The 15,972-nt window shown below is 49.5% G+C and carries 8 protein-coding genes; 5 read left to right on the top strand and 3 right to left on the bottom strand.

Going from position 1 to position 15,972, the window contains the following annotated elements; genetic code table 11:
- Positions 1–79: 79 nt before the first annotated feature.
- The 3 genes from AB1656_09685 to AB1656_09675 form a co-directional block, all read right to left on the bottom strand.
- The gene (locus AB1656_09685; protein ID MEW6235645.1) at positions 80–1,402 is read right to left on the bottom strand and encodes a tetratricopeptide repeat protein; all 1,323 of its coding nucleotides are present in this window, start codon (positions 1,400–1,402) and stop codon (positions 80–82) included.
- Positions 1,403–1,428: 26 nt separating this feature from the next.
- Positions 1,429–3,108: a CRTAC1 family protein gene (locus AB1656_09680; GenBank protein ID MEW6235644.1), complete on the bottom strand. Its 1,680-nt coding sequence runs from the start codon at positions 3,106–3,108 to the stop codon at positions 1,429–1,431.
- 180 nt (positions 3,109–3,288) lie between these two features.
- Positions 3,289–4,269, bottom strand: coding sequence for a sugar-binding protein (locus tag AB1656_09675; protein MEW6235643.1), 981 nt, complete (start codon positions 4,267–4,269; stop codon positions 3,289–3,291).
- A 412-nt stretch (positions 4,270–4,681) separates the two neighbouring features.
- Between AB1656_09675 and AB1656_09670 the strand changes: the two genes are divergently transcribed.
- The 5 genes from AB1656_09670 (at position 4,682) to AB1656_09650 (ending at position 15,775) form a co-directional block, all read left to right on the top strand.
- Positions 4,682–4,798, top strand: a complete 117-nt coding sequence (locus AB1656_09670) for a transposase (GenBank protein MEW6235642.1) — start codon at positions 4,682–4,684, stop codon at positions 4,796–4,798.
- Between the two features lie 236 nt (positions 4,799–5,034).
- Positions 5,035–8,643 (top strand): two-component regulator propeller domain-containing protein, encoded by a 3,609-nt coding sequence (locus AB1656_09665; GenBank protein ID MEW6235641.1) that lies wholly within the window; start codon positions 5,035–5,037, stop codon positions 8,641–8,643.
- A gap of 24 nt (positions 8,644–8,667) precedes the next feature.
- The gene (locus AB1656_09660; GenBank protein MEW6235640.1) at positions 8,668–9,348 is read left to right on the top strand and encodes a response regulator transcription factor; all 681 of its coding nucleotides are present in this window, start codon (positions 8,668–8,670) and stop codon (positions 9,346–9,348) included.
- Positions 9,349–9,936: 588 nt separating this feature from the next.
- On the top strand, positions 9,937–11,439 hold the full coding sequence (locus AB1656_09655) for a formylglycine-generating enzyme family protein (protein ID MEW6235639.1): 1,503 nt from the start codon (positions 9,937–9,939) through the stop codon (positions 11,437–11,439).
- Positions 11,440–11,518: 79 nt separating this feature from the next.
- Entirely contained in the window at positions 11,519–15,775 is a 4,257-nt protein-coding gene (locus AB1656_09650) for an ABC transporter substrate-binding protein (GenBank protein MEW6235638.1), read from the top strand.
- Positions 15,776–15,972 lie beyond the last annotated feature (197 nt).

Below are 15,972 nucleotides of genomic sequence, written 5' to 3'. Positions count from 1 at the left end.
CATGAGACTTTTATCCCCAAATTATTTTCAAGGCTTCATGAGGCTGTTGATAAATAACTCCAATAAATGCGCGGATGTCTTAATTCGGGTTTGTTGCGGATTGGATAGAGCGCCTGCTCCATAGTTCCCGGATGCGGTTGGCGAGAGGATCCTGCGGATTAATTTCCAGGGATTTACGGAGAGATTGCGCGGCGTTAGCGGAGTCTTTCATCTCCAGATAGCATTGGGCGATCAACGCATAGAGACGAGACGATTGCGGCTGTTGGCTGAGAAGCGCTTGCAAATAAGGCAACGCTCGATCGAAATTCCCGCTGGCCATTTGAATCTGCGCCAGGTAAAAGCGCGCTTCTTGGTGGTTGGCATCCATGGAAAGCGTTTTTAAGAATTCTTCCTCGGCTAAATTGCCTCGCCCAATTTCCAAGTAGATGAGGCCCATCGAATAGTGCGTTTCCGCCGTATCGGGATGATGACGCAAATAACTGCGGTAGAAATTGCGCTCCTTCCGTCCCATCCGATTGATTGTATCCAGGCTTTGTTTGGCTAAGGCCGCTTTTTGTTTCTCCTTCTGGAGAGAGTACAACTTGATGAGTTGGAATTGCGCGTGCTGATAAAAGGGATCTTCATTGATGATCTCTTCGAAAATTTTCTGCGCTTCCGCAACCTTTTTTTCCCTGAGAATCGCTTTGCCGTACTCGTACCTCGCGCGTAAATTGGTTGGATAATCTTTTAGAATCGATTCGAATAAAGGCTTGGCGTTTTCACCCCGTTGTTGAACAATGATCGCTTTCAAAACCCGCGCATGTTCATCATTGGGCATCCGGTCTAGAATCGACTCCGCCTCTGGAATCACGCCTTGGATATGCAGAATTACAGCCTTCCGGTATAACGCCATGATGTTGTCCGGTTCGCGCTGTAGAATCTCTTCGATCTGTTCGAGCGCTGGAGGAAATCGTTGCAGGCGGTAATACACGGCCACCAGTTCCTGGCGATATTCGATTCTATTGGGTTGAAGACGAATGGCTTCATGTAGTTCCTCAATGGAGCGCGTCGGATTTCGTTGCTGACTGCCCAAAATTTGTCCTAGAAAATAATGAGCCTGACTATTGGAGGGATGTTTGGCGATCGCGTCGTTTAGAACCGCAATGGCCTTGTCATAGTAACGGCTGACTTGATAGAGACGAGCCAATTGGATAAGCCATGATGGATTGTCCGGTTCTTTCTTGATCGCGTCGAATAATTGTTGTTCTTTCTTCGCGTAGAGAGGATCTTGAATAAGCGGTTCGCTGGGAAATTCATAATCAACGCCGGAATTTCCCTCCTGTTGCGCAGCCGCATCGCCAGGCCGGAAGGAAAGCGCAATTAAAAAAATGAAAATAACCGAGATACAAGGCGCGTTAATCATAAGTTACTTCGGAAAGCGCGTTTTTCCTATTCGTTTTCTTTGACGACAATCCGTTGATTCGCTTTCACATTCTCTAATTTTTTGCTTTCTCCCGACGGCCAGACGATTTCGACAAGATCGGCTTTTTCCTGCCGACCCAGGCCCAAATGAACCACCGCGCTATCTTGCGACAGAAAACTGGAACCGCTCCATAGGCCTTTCGCCAGGCGGATCGTACCAGAGATAAGCTTAACTTTTGCGCCGATGGCTTGCCGATTGGACTTTGCGCCCACTAAAACCAGCTGCAGCCAATTGTTTTTGTTTCCACCGTCGTTGCGAAGAATGGCGGGAGAACTGCTGAGATTGTTCAACACTAAATCGAGATCGCCGTCATTATCCAAATCGCCCTGCGCGCAGCCTCGGCCGATGCGGGGTTTATAAAAGTCATTTCCAAGCCCTTTCTCCACCAACGACATTTTATTGTTTCCCATATTCTCATAAAGCATAGGACTTTGAGCGAATGAAGTGTCCAGGTCGGGACTGTCGGCTTCCGGATAGACATGGCCGTTGCAAAAGAAAAGGTCTTCATCGCCGTCGTTGTCTGCATCCATCCACTCCACTCCCCAACCCAGAGCGGAGTACGTTTTATATCCCACCGTACTGGTATAGGTGATGTCGGCGAAAGTTCCATCCCCATTGCCCAAGTGAACAGTAAACGGTTCTTCCGAAAAATTGGCTACCGAAAGATCCCATTCGAAATCCCCATTCATATCGCCATACGCCGCGCCCATGGAAGCCATTTCCGTCCCATCTTCGCTGTAAGCGATGCCCGCCATGAGACCGGTCTCTTCGAAGGTTCCATCGCGTTTATTGATTAATAGATAACTGGGCATGGAGTCGTTGGAGACATATAAATCGGGATAGCGGTCATTGTTTACATCCGCCCACAGGCACGTGAAACTATACGCGGGTTCAATAGCCGAAAAACCGGAGGATTGGGTAACATTTTCAAAGGTTCCGTCTCCCTTATTATGAAAGAGAGACATTCCCTGCGCTTTATAGGCTCTCGGTCCGGGATAGACCAAAAAACCGCGCCACATCGCTTTATCCTTGTCGCGCGTACTTTCGATCGAGTGGAGATCTAGGTAATCGGCCACTACTAGATCGAGGCAGCCATCCAAATCGTAATCGCCAAAGGAAACACCCGTACTCAGCAGCGATGACTGGCAACCGGCTTCATCGATAATATCGGTAAAATGTCCCTTGCCATCGTTTCGATAGAACCGGTTATCGCCATAGTTGGTTACATAAAGATCGACATCTCCATCGTTGTCGTAATCCGCCGCGGCGCAGCCCATTCCCCATCCGGCGTCTCCCACTCCGGCTTCATCGGTGATATCGGAAAACGCGCCGTCGCGATTATTGCGGTAGAGACGGTTTCTTGGCGGAGGGTTCATTTTCTTATCCAATACGCCTCCATTCACAAAATAAATATCAAGCCATCCGTCTCCATCCGCGTCAAAGAGAGCAATGCCGCCGCCTTTGGCTTCAATGATTAAATTCTTTTTTAGGGGATCTCCGGCGATATGGCGAAAATCAACGCCGGCTTCTTTCGTGATATCCGTAAATTGAACATCGCCGTTAGATAAATCCGCCCGAGTGTTTTGGATAAAAAATAGGATAAAAATCAGATAAGAAACTGGCGTTATCGAAATTTTACCATTCATAACGATTGGAAATTTCTTCTCGCGGGGGTTGGGGGAGCATCAAAGACTCACTCTCCCCCTGAAGAACAGAAGGAGAGTGAGATCGGCTTTAAAAAAACAACTATAAACATACTCTTAGAATCAAAAGATCCTTCTATTTCCTAAAGCATTATGCCATTTGCAAAATCAACATCCTAATCTTTAAAAAATAGACCAATCAAGTAATGAGGCCGCTATCCCTAAAGGATTATTAGAGGTAAAACGCATTTCACGGAAATACTGCACGTCCGATTCATTGCCTTGCGACCATCGCATGAGTTGGAAATTCGTTGCGTCAAAATCGATCCAGTTAATGTTGAAGCCGATCGGCTCATCTTTATCGAATGAAGGAAATACGCCCCAAGGGAATTTGATTTCCTGCACATAGGCTTTATGTTCAAGCATAGGTTTGCTATCTAGTTTGACTGCGCGCTCGATTTTGGCCAGTATTTCGCCTTCTGCATCGTCATCGGTATTGAGCGCGGAGCGGAAGATCGCAAAATCCTGAGGCAATCCGTTGGCCATTATGGCTTCCGAATCGAATTCCTCCTTCATGATAGCCGCATCAATATTAAAGGCGGTTTGCAGATCGAATTCGGAGGTTTGATCGGTATCGATATTGGGAGGAAGCCGGTCGTTATCGTTATCAAACCATATTTCGATGCCATCGTTGGTAAAACCAGGCAGATTGCTCGCATCTCGAGTTCCGCTATACCCATCATCCCAACTGATATAACTATCCTTAGCAATGTTCAATAGATAAAAACCGGTGTCATCCCAGCCAATATACGTTGTCGCTTCAAAATCTCCTTCCCCTTCCGTATCCAACGAAGCCGCCGAACTGATCAATACTTTTTTGGAATTATAAACGAAATGATCCCCCGTTTTTAGAGGAACCTGATCGATCGCATTGCTTGCCGCAATATTGCCGATGTTCTCGGCGGGATCGATATCGGGCAATTCGGCAGGATTTCCATAGAGATTGATCGGCCAATCCGAAGGATCGCCATCGATCTTGATTACGATATTGTCCCCAAATTTACGGCAGTCTATGAATCCCTCCTGCGCGAGAACAGACTGCGCCGCTAAACATAGGAAAAGCGTCAAACTGGCGAATGCGTTGAAACGAAATGTTGGGATCATATTTCACCTCGTTTAAAATGGCGGGATTTATCACCCTTCCGGCGTTAATTAAGTTTCTCGGGCGAACAGGGGGTGGGGATGATCTATAAAATAACTTTCCCCTACGCTCCGAACCATAATAATCGAATAAAAGGGGCGTTCATTCAAAAAATGATAAATCAACCTATTTTCAATATCAAGAGTACTCCCCGATTGCGTCACATATATATTTTCATCAAATTTCTATTTCAATTCGAATGCCTGCATTACCCGTACCAATTAATTCAAACTCTATAGCCTCATGCAAAATTGATGGAAAGGAGTTTTTTTTTAAAAAAACGAAGTGAAGGGATCTATAGAAATCTCTCTTTAAATTAACTGTAGTTGCGAACAAATCAAAAAGAGATGTATCCGGCGGCGAAGAAGCGCTACAATGATCGAACGGGTATTCGGCCGTCTCAAGGAAGAATTTGGAGGAGATCGCGTTCGGGTTCGGAAGTTGGCGAAGGCGAATTTGATGTTTGGGATCGCAGCGCTCACCGTCGACTAATTGTTGCTTTGGGCGATGTAGGGATGAGCCGATTCATGAAGTTCTTCGCGAGTGTGAAGGAAAACTCTGTTCGGAATTAGGTGAGAAACTCAATGGATTAACAATTTTCTCCGAGAGGAAACGACTGCGGCGATCTCCACGATGTTTTTCGTCCTTTTCGACAGCGTCTGAATGAATTTTGCAAGAGGCTTAACAGTTAAGATGAAGTTTAACATCAACGCGTACAACAGACAAAAATGAACGGACGAAAATTGCCTTGGCGGTTCATACAGTTTGGCTTCACATGGGGGCTTCGCATTGGTCTGTTTTTCTTCTGGGTTCATGATTTGAATTCTCAGGAAGTTCCATTCCATGACGATGTTCTGACCTTCAATCAGTATTCGTACGCCGAAGGTTTGCCCTTCAATCCTGAAACTGTAATTTTTCAGGATCGCGCCGGGTATATGTGGTTTGGTTCGAGCCAGGGATTGTGCCGGTACAACGGGTATTCGTTCGAATATTTCGGATACGATCCTCAAAAGTCCAATTCGCTTTCCAGTCCGGATGCGTTGTCGATTTATGAGGATGAGCGGGATCGTCTTTGGATAGGAACCGGCAATGGTCTCAACTGCCTGGACAAATGGCGAGAGAAATGCGAGCAGTATTTCCACGATCCCAATACGGAACGATCGTTGAGCGGCAATCATATCACTTGCCTGATCGGAGGGCCGAATCGCACGCTTTGGGTGGGAACCACCGAGGGTTTGAATCGGATTGATTTAGAAACGAATGCCTGTACGCGATGCATTCATGTTCCCCAATCGCCCGATGAACCGTTATGCAAGGTTATTAGTGCGCTCTATGCGGATAGCGATGGAACGGTTTGGGTAGGATCGAATGAAAACTTGTTTCGATTCGATCCGCGATCGGCTCAATTTACTCGAGTGGAGATTAACGAAACGAATACCATTGAACGCAGTTTGATTACCTGCATTCTGAAATCCCGTTCGGGAAAATTGTGGATCGGCCGTTACAAATCGGGAAGCGCCTGTCTCGATCCCGGCGCATTGCAAGTCATTCATTATAAATGCAAACTCGACGATCCCCACGAAGTCCATCGAAGTCTTTACGAAGACAAATCCGGCATTCTATGGATAGCTACTGGTTCGGGTCTTCTGCGTTTGAATCCGCAGACGGGAGCATGGGCGCGTGAAACCTATCGGAGCGAACGGCTAAACAGTCTGAGCAGCGGAGGCGTTCTGAAAGCGGGAGGAGAACGTTCCGGCGCGGTTTGGGTGGCGACGGACAATAAATTGAACCGATACGATCCCAGCCGATTCCCTTTTCGTATGATCAAACATAATCCTAACGATTCGAACAGCATGAGCGCCAACTCCGTGTTTTCCATCTGCGAAGATGCAAAGGGAACGATCTGGATTGGACTGGAAGATCAAGGATTGAATCGCTACGATCCCAAAACGCAGACCTTCAAACAATACCTTAACGATCCTAACGATCCCACCAGTCTCAGTTACAACACCGTCACCGCTCTCTGTCCCGATCCATCCGGTAAAATCTGGGTTGGAACTCATTTGCGGGGCGTTTGCCTATTCGATCCCCAAACCGAACGCTTTATGAGATTCCCTTGGAACAAAGACGCCCGCGATCCCGTGGATGGAACGGGTCTCAACAACGATATCGTCCGCGCTATTTTAGTTGCGCGGGACGGAAAAGTGTGGATCGGCACGGAAAACGGCGGGTTGAACTTATACGATCCGCACACGAAACGTTTTTCCTATTTCCAATACGATCCCACGCGAGAAAATTCATTGTGCAGCAACGATGTTCGCTCCATTTTGGAAGATCGCAATGGAACGATCTGGGCGGCCAATTCGGATTTTGGCAGTGCAGGCGGCGCGGGGGGAGCGTCAAGGGGAGGACTCAATCGCTTCCTTCCCGAAACGCAATCGTTCAAACGATATCCTTGTACGACAACGCCAACCGATCGATTGCGCCAGCTATCCGGAAACCGAGTCCACGATCTATTGGAAGATCGCCAGGGGCGTTTTTGGTTAGGCGCCAATTCCGGGATCGTGGAGTTCGATCGAGAACGGGAGACGTTTTCCTATTACTCGCCGCAGGCCGTATTGCGCGGCAATGATTTTCGATCTCTTGTGGAATCGGACGATGGGTATTTGTGGATAGGTACGGGATATTCCGGAATCGTACGGTTGAATTTGGAGACGAAAGAAATTACTCAATATGACATTTCCTACGGAATGGAAGATTTGGGATTCCGGATCAACGCGGGGATCAAAACGCGGGACGGTTCGATTTATTTCGGTTGTTCTTCAGGGCTGGCGGTGTTGGATGGAGGACGCATTCGCACGAATTCATACGCCCCTCCCACCCACATACAACGAATTCAGGCGTTGGATAACGACGTCCCTTTAAGCCATTTCGGCGACGCACTTTCGATTCGTCTTCCCTACTGGAAAAACGTTTTGTCGTTTGAGTTTGCGGCGTTGAATTTTACGCGGCCCCTGCAAAACCAATACGCTTATCGGTTGCAAGGATTGGATAAGGATTGGGTGGAAAGCGGAGATCGGCGTTTCGCTCGATATAGTAAAATATCTCCAGGCCATTATGTTTTCCGAGTGAAAGGCAGGAACAACGACGGCGTGTGGAATGAGACTGGCGAGTCCATTCAAATCGTTATCGATCCGCCTTTCTGGATGACGTGGTGGTTTCGTCTGGCGGCGGCGTTGGCGATCGTTTTTTGCATTGGCGGCGGCGTCTTTTTGCAAAGCCGGCATGTACGAGCAGACAATCGCCGATTAGAAAAAGAAGTTCGCGGCCGAACCGCGAAAATCCGCGCCGATCGCGACTATCTGCTCCATATCATTCATACGAGTCCCGTTGTCATTCTTGGATTTTTAGAAGATGGAACTTTGACTTTCATTAATCCGGCGGGGGAAAAAACCTTTTGCATTTCTTCTAACGAACTGCTGGGAAAAAATTGGTGGAATATCGCTTCGAATGGAAGCGAACGAGAGAAAATCGAATCCATCCATCGCCGAATCGCGAACAACGAATTTTACGAGCGCGAGATTCCGTTGACGCTCCCATCGGGGAGAATCCGCACTATCCTTTGGAGTTTTGTCAATCGCTACGATGAAAACGGCCGCCGCGCCGAGATTCTGGCGTTTGCCAACGATATTACCGAACGACTGGAGAATGAAATCCTGAAAGTCAGCGGTCGGGAACAACGGAAGATCGGACAGGAAATTCACGATAGCATCTGCCAGACGTTGACGGGTTTGACTTTCATGTGTTCTGGGCTTTTGAACCAGAAAGAAACCTTGCCGCCATCTCATGAAGAGATGATTGCCAAGATCAAAGACCATCTTTATAATGTAACCGCGCAAAGCAAACAATTGGCGCGAGGCCTGTATTTGCATGAATTGGAAAACCGCGGGCTTGCGCCCGCTTTGAAGGAATTGACGACAACCGTTCAAAGTCTGTTTAACGTTCGTTGCGATTTCCATTCCGAAGGAATCGTCGCCATCGATAATTTTGAAATCTGCACTCATTTGTATCGAATCGCTCAGGAAGCTTTGAGTAACGCCGTCAAACACAGCCAGGCGAATCGAATCGATCTCACCATCAACGCCGACCCTCAAAAAATATTTCTCTCGGTTCGCGATAATGGCGCGGGATTCGATTTCCAAGACGATTCGTCTCAGCGGGGAATGGGTTTGGGAATCATGATCAACCGCGCACGCATGATTAGCGCCTCCTTGACGATTGACGCCCAGCCAGGGAAAGGAACGGATGTTCGTTGCCTGCTAAAAACGAATGTATGAAAGCCGGATTCGGAGAATATCTCTGTGAATGGCGCGTTTAGAAATTTATCGCCGATTCGAATTTGCATTGTCGACGATCATTTGGTCGTCGTCGAAGGATTGACCTATTTTTTACACAATCAACCGAACTTCCAGGTGTGCGGCTCCGCCCGATCCGCTTCCGACGGCCTCCGCTTGATTCGGGAAATGCGTCCGGATGTTGCGATCGTCGATCTATCTCTGAACAACAGTTCCGGCCTGGATTTAATAAAAGACCTTCAATATCAATCGCCTGAAATTCCGGCGATCGTACTTTCCATGCATGATGAATTGATTTATGCCGAACGCGCCATTCGATTGGGCGCGAAGGGCTACATCATGAAAGACCGGTCGTTTGAGACCGTTGTTGACGCCATTCACGCCGTTCTTCGAAAGGAAATCTTTATCAGCGACGCCGTGAAAAACCGGATCATGAACCGGCTGGCTTTTCCCTTATGCGACGGCGGCAATATCGCGGAGGCGCTGACGGATCGGGAACAGGACGTGTTTCGCCTGATCGGCCAAGGGCTGCGTCCTCGTCATATTGCCGAAAAACTGAATGTCAGCGTTAACACTGTGGAAACCCATTGCAGACGAATTCGCGAAAAATTGGAGTTGAATGATATGAAAGCGGTTATCGAAGCCGCTACCGCATGGCTGCAGCAAAATCCTTCCAACGCATTATAATTCTGCTCTCGCCTCCTTCATGTCACGGGATTCCGTGACGCATTCCCCCCGGAATTCCATTCGCAAAAAACAAGGGATTCCGTGATAGTTCGCCTCTCCGTCCGCTTATATAGTAAAGCAAATTACCGGAATCGCTTTCTTTCTTCCAATTGAAGATGTCGATTTGAATCGGTTAGTACTGCATTTCAATCTTTATAAGGATTGGCGCCTATGGGAATCTGCATGGATAGGATGAATATGGAAGAAATTTTCACGAGGCTATTAGACCTTACTTCTCAATGGTCGATCGAAAAAATCGAATTATTCGAAGAACAAAAAAAAGTGTGCGTTCACGTAACGTTCGATCCCGCAGCTCGTTTATGTTGCCCTCTCTGCGGGACGGAAAACGTTTCCCCCTATAATAACCGAAAGCAAGTTTGTCAATATTTTCCTTTTTTTGAGTACCACACTTACATCATATCCCAATCGCAGTTGGTTTCATGCCCGCAACACGGAATTCAAAAGATCAAACCGCCTTGGGAAGAGAAAATTGATGATTATCTGGCATTAAACAGAACCATTTAAAACACGAAGAAGGAGTTTAGGATTATGAAGACAAAATTTCAGGCATTTCTTTTTATAACTTTTTTTCTTTTCTGTAACGCCATATACGGAACGATAGCAGTCGTCTACGCCGCATCCGGCGGCGCGAATAGCATCGATCCCGCGCCTTCTCCGACCCCCACGCCAACTCCGAGGCCGAGAGAGACGTCAATTCCCGCGCCGCAATATCTGCAGGAATCCATTCGGCTCGCTTTTTCTGGTTCAACCGCCGAGGAAAATGGGATTTTTCTTCAAGGCGCGGGTTTTGGCGCCTATCCGCAGGCTGAGGTTTCCTATGGCGCAATCCCTACTGATCATGCATTCGCGGGAGCCACGGACGGGAAAGGAATTATTATTAACGCCAAGCCAGGCGAAGGCGTTATGATTTTTAGTCCGCGAATTGTCAGCCCCAATGCGGCAATGATCCGTTGTTCGGCGCGCACCGACAGCGGCAACGCCGCGATCGTGATTGCCGCGATAGGCGATGAACCCAATCTATTTATTTCGTACAACACGCCAAACAACGGACATTACTTTTTGGGACGCTACAAGCGTTTAACGACATTCTGTACGCCGCCCTCCACCGGATTTCAACCCCTTGTGCAGATTTTCAACCCCAGCAAAACAGAAACATTGATTGCGTATATCGATAATCTGGAAATTTACTCTCTCGACCGTAACCACTATTATCACGGCGATTTTCTCGACGGCGACGAATCCGATCCTTCGATAATCAGCGTGAAATCAGGCGAAGAAGAAATTACTCCTACCCCCGTTCCGTTTTCCTCCACTACTCTTGAAATTCCCGGCCTGCCTGACGGCGCAATGCCTATGGAATTCGTCATGATCCCGGCAGGATCTTTTACGATGGGCAGTCCGGCGGACGAACCGAATCGCGACCCGGAGGACGAAAATCAACATCCCGTCACGATCACAAAGCCGTTTTATATGGGTAAATACGAAGTTACGCAAGCGCAATGGAACGCCATCATGGGGACAAATCCATCGTATTTCGCCGGCAGCGGCAATCTGCCGGTCGAACAGGTTTCCTGGATGGACTGTCAGGAATTTATAAAGAAACTCAACGATCTGAGACAGGGAATTTATCGCCTGCCTACGGAAGCGGAGTGGGAATACGCCTGCCGGGCGGGAACCGCGTCGGCCTATTACTTTGGCGACGACTCCAGCGATCCCAGCGATAATAACTACCTGTGGTGGAACGATAACAGCAGATCCATGACGCACGATGCAGGAACCAAACTGCCCAACGCCTGGGGATTGTACGACATGGCCGGAAACGTCTGGGAATGGTGTTCGGATTGGTTTGCCAATTATCCGCTGGATTCGCAGATTGATCCAACGGGACCGGAATCCGGATCGTTCCGCATCATTCGCGGCGGGTGTTGGTTCAGCGTCTTGGAGGGATGCCGATCCGCCAACCGCTTCTACATTGCTCCGGAAGAGCGCTATCCCGATCAGGGCTTTCGGCTCGTGCGCGTCATTCCCTGAGGTAAGAACTTGTAAATCGCAAGACGGTCGCGTCGCATCGATTGACTGCGTAAATCCCAAAAATCATAGGAGAAAAATCATGAAGCGCATTTTTTCTATTTTTGCCATTCTTGCTATCTTCGTTATCGGCGGCGCAAATCTCTACGCGGCGACGCTGGTCGTGACGGAGGAGACGGAAGCCGCCTTGCGCAACGCCATCGCTAACGCCGCTCCCGGCGATGAGATAACTTTCGATACATCGTTGTTCAAAAAGCTGGAAATCATACTAAGTGAGACCATCCTCATTAATAAAAATCTGACAATTACTGGACCGGAAAACGCTTCTCTGGCTATTTACGGCAACAATCATGAGATTTTTCGTGTTGAAACATCTGGGCAAGGTTGTTATGTATTGCTGCAAAATCTGATTGTAACAAATGGGGTGGCGCAAGGTGAAGCGGGAGAAAAAAAATGCACGGGCGGCGGCGGCGGCGCGGGCCTTGGAGGCGCGATCTACATCAATTTTGCCATCCTGACTTGCCGGAATGTGACTTTCGAGAACAATGTCGCTTGCGGTGGAAACGGCGGCGGCAGCGGCGCATATAACGAGGTCAACGGCGGCAAGGGCGGAAGAGGGTATGTGGGGGGACAATATCGCGATCAGGGAGGCAAGGGCGGCGATGTTTCCACCACGCAGCATAACGGCAATCCAGGCGGGAGCGCCTGCGGCGGGGGCGGCGGCGTCGGCGAAAAAGCGGGGAATAACGCCGCTGCGGGCGGCAACGGCGGCTGGGGGGCTGGCGGCGGCGGGGGCGGCGGCGGTTTATTTTCACGTGCGGATGGCGGTAAAGGCGGCGAGTTCGGCGGAGACGGCGGATGGGGCGAACTTTTCGGCAGCCACGGCGGGGGCGGCGGCGGCGCGGGTTTGGGCGGAGCGATCTACGTCGAGGCCAACGGAGGATTGATTCTGGAGAATTGTTTGTTTCGCAACAATCAAGCGAGTGGAGGAGCAGCTGGTTTGCGCGGGAAAAACGGACAAGGCAAAGGCGGCGCCATTTTCGCTCGCCCGAATGTTTTGTGTAATATCTACAATACGCGATTTGAGAGCAACCATGCTTCGGATGCAAATGGAATAGGCTTTATTCTCGGCGTACAAAACGATACTGCCGATGTCTATGGAGCCGTAACCGCCAATGATCCAACCCCAACTCCAACTCATACTCCAACGTTCACGCCGACGTTTACGCCAACATCGACTCCAACACCGACAGCCACTCCCACGCCGTGGCCCTCGGTAACGGTAACGACGCTTCTTGATGAAAACAACGGGCCGTTCGCCGGTGAAGGCGTATCCCTGCGCGAAGCCATACAATTGATTTCTCTCGGCGGAGAAATCAATTTTGCCGGAAATATCTTGCCGGGAACCTGCACGATCAATCCCTCACTCAATACATTTATCATTGATAGAGAGGCCATAATCAAAGGGCCGGGAAGCGATGTATTGACGATAGACGGGAATAAAATGCGGGTTTTCTTTATTAAAAAGGGAAAATTGACGATCAGCGGAATCCGCATCGTCAACGGATATACTCAGGGAGGAGACGGCGGCGGCGGCAGCGCGGGCGCGGGCGGCGCCGCCGGCATGGGGGGCGCGATTTTCGTCAACCGAGAGTGCTCTTTATCCGCCGAGAATATGGTATTCGAGTACTGCGGCGCAAGGGGGGGGAAAGGCGGAGATACAAACTATGATCCCTGGTATGCAATGAATCTTGGCGGGGATCGGCCCGATACTCCGAGCACGTTGATCTGGCTTGCCGGCGGGGGCGGCGGCGGAATTGGCGGTCATGGCCGCAATGGAAATGGCTCTGCATGGGGAAATGCATACACTCCAATGGCAATTCACCGTACTCGCGGCGAAGGCGGAATCGGTTGGCCTTTGGATGGCGTCCAAACCAGTAATTCGGAATCGGGGGGAGAAGGCGCTGGCGGCGCTGGTTCGCGAAATCCGGGGTGGGGAGGTGGAAACGGAGGATTCGGCGCTGGCGGCGGCGGTAGTTTTATCGAAGGCTCCGGCATGGGGGGATTTGGCGGTGGAGGCTCCGCGGTTCTGCTGAATATCAATAACACTCCTTTTTCCGGGTATAGTATGTCTTTTGGAAAATCCAATGTGGGTGGACTGTTTGGCGGCTCCGGGTATGGCGTTGGCGGCGGCGGCGGCGCCGGTTTAGGCGGCGCGATTTTTGTCCGGGAACAGGGAACGCTTTTTCTTGACCATTGTCATTTCAAAAATAATTTTGCTATAGGCGGACGGGGTGGAGCGGCGAATTTTTTGCAGTATTATCCCACTCCCCGCCGCTCGAATGCGGATGATGGGCAAGGCAAGGGCGGCGCTATCTTCATCATGGAAAATGCCAATGCGAAAATCGGATATATCTATTTTTCCAACAATCTATGCAGTAATGGAGATGGCGTGGGCATCCATTTTGACGCCTTAAATGATTCCAAGGATATTTGGGGAAAAGCCAACGCCTTATATTTGGATGCGTTTCCTAAAACCATTTATTTAAACGCCAACATCCCTCTCAGCGGTCCATTGGCTTACTATGGCGGGATATTAAAGCAGGCGTACGATCTGGCTGTGGAAGATGCGAATCGAAACCAAACTCCGAACACAATCCAATTCGCAATGGACTATTTCGATAACGAGAGTTCGCCGGAAAAAGCCGCTCGAGGATACCGCGAAGCCGTTGCCAATCCGAATATCTGGTCAGTGTTTTGCGATATTTCTATGCTGACAAACGCCATCTTGACGGAAGCCTCCGCAGAGCAGAACGAGTTGCCGGTTTTTACGACCGCGACGTATTCCGGACAGCGCCAGTTTAAAAAATATGCGATCAAAGCTTCGCCTTTGGATTCCTATCAGGCGGATGTCCTCGTTCGTCAGATTCAGCGGCTTCAAGAAAAAAATATATTCGTGTTAGCCGATAATACCGAATATGGCTCCGGAATTCTGGCGGCGTTGGAAAGCCATTCGTCGATTTCCATCCAAAAGAAATTTCTCTATTCGCCTGGCGAGTTGGCGGTGAATCCCGTTAAAGCGCAGCAAGCGGTTGAAGAATTCATCGGCGGCGCGAAAGCGGCCTCCATCGGCGTGATTGCCGGTTATGCGGAAGATTGCAATGCGTTTCTCAAGGTTGTCTCTCAGAATCCGTCCTTGCTCTACCATCGTTGGCTGCTTACCGATGGTTGCATCTTTCCTTCGGCGATTAACGGTCTTCCTTCCAATTATTGTCAAAACAACCTGATTGGAATTACGCCGGGCGTCTCGGGTTATTTGGATCCGGAGAAGAAGGGAATCGATTTTCTATTCGAAAACAAATATAACCAAAAACCGTCGTGGACTAGCGCTTACGCTTATGACGCAGTTCGTATCTGCGCCGAAGTCATTCATAAACTCGCCTATCCTCAACGCGCTTTACTGTTTGATCAGATACCCTTCATTTCCTATACCGGCGTCAGCGGCGGCAAACGTTTCGATCAGGAAGGAGAACTGATCTCCGCCGTCTATGACATTAAGCGAGTCAAGGATAACGAATGGATCACAATCGCCCAAGAACTCGTCGGACAGCCCGTTCCAGCGGCGTCCATCTCCAATCGATCGGCGAAAGCGCTGCACGCTCTCACGCAAGAAAGCGCTATACAGCCTGTTTCTGGGAAATCGTCTTTTTCCGGCGATTACGAAATACTCGGCGAACTGGTCGCGGAAGGCTTTCGTCAATGGCTCTATGGCAACGATCCCGCTATCGGCCATTTCTGGGGCGAACCATTCAATGAGAATGAGTGGAAAGCCCGATCCAGGGATATGGAATTCGGCTGGAATTTGATCGCCTACTATGAAGACACAGCCCGTTATAAAAACACGGAAGGCGTCAATTTCTGCTTTAGCGACGGCAAGCCCTATCATCTATCCTTCGATATGTCGCGCTCCAATCTGCCCGACGCTCCGCAAAGCGGCGCCATTTTGGATATCGATGTATTCACCGTGAACCATTTTTACGATTCCGAGGGACAAGAAAACTATCTCTCGCAAAACCTCGTCACGAAATCCTTTCTGTTCGAAGATTGGCCCAATGAGGGAGAAATGCGCCTTGACGTTTCTTTTATTTATGAGACGCCGAGCGTTCCTGCGGATTCGATTAGAACCATGCAGGACAATTTTCTCTGTTGGAATATGAATTTGATGAACGAGGCCCGTCAGGAAGTAGTGTTAAAGAAAGTCTGGATATGGGCGGCCCCGCCTGACGATGGAGGATTGCCTTCCCTCGACGCCGCCGTGCGGGAATGGGCGATTTATTAGCCGATTCCACTTCGGCCAAATCCTTGTAGCGCTCGTTCACGAGTTCTTTGGACGCCGCCTTGGCGGGAAGGTACGTCTTGAGCATGTAGCAGCCATCTAGGGCGGCGGCTTCCTGCAACTCGTTTTCGTCGGCGCGCAAGACGATTTTTCTTCTCTCGGCGGACGCCGTCAGCCAGGCGTCGATCCGCAGACGGCCG

The organism is Candidatus Omnitrophota bacterium, from assembly GCA_040755155.1.
Taxonomy (GTDB): domain Bacteria; phylum Hinthialibacterota; class Hinthialibacteria; order Hinthialibacterales; family Hinthialibacteraceae; genus JBFMBP01.
Note: the sequence above shows the minus strand (reverse complement) of the source record. Positions and strands in the feature narration are given on the sequence as shown.

What these genes read in the sequence shown, in the direction of transcription:
- AB1656_09685 (MEW6235645.1), bottom strand. Translation starts at nt 1,402, where the DNA reads ATGATTAACGCGCCTTGTATCTCGGTTATTTTCATTTTTTTAATTGCG.
- AB1656_09680 (MEW6235644.1), bottom strand. Translation starts at nt 3,108, where the DNA reads ATGAATGGTAAAATTTCGATAACGCCAGTTTCTTATCTGATTTTTATC.
- AB1656_09675 (MEW6235643.1), bottom strand. Translation starts at nt 4,269, where the DNA reads ATGATCCCAACATTTCGTTTCAACGCATTCGCCAGTTTGACGCTTTTC.
- AB1656_09670 (MEW6235642.1), top strand. Translation starts at nt 4,682, where the DNA reads ATGATCGAACGGGTATTCGGCCGTCTCAAGGAAGAATTTGGAGGAGAT.
- AB1656_09665 (MEW6235641.1), top strand. Translation starts at nt 5,035, where the DNA reads ATGAACGGACGAAAATTGCCTTGGCGGTTCATACAGTTTGGCTTCACA.
- AB1656_09655 (MEW6235639.1), top strand. Translation starts at nt 9,937, where the DNA reads ATGAAGACAAAATTTCAGGCATTTCTTTTTATAACTTTTTTTCTTTTC.
- AB1656_09650 (MEW6235638.1), top strand. Translation starts at nt 11,519, where the DNA reads ATGAAGCGCATTTTTTCTATTTTTGCCATTCTTGCTATCTTCGTTATC.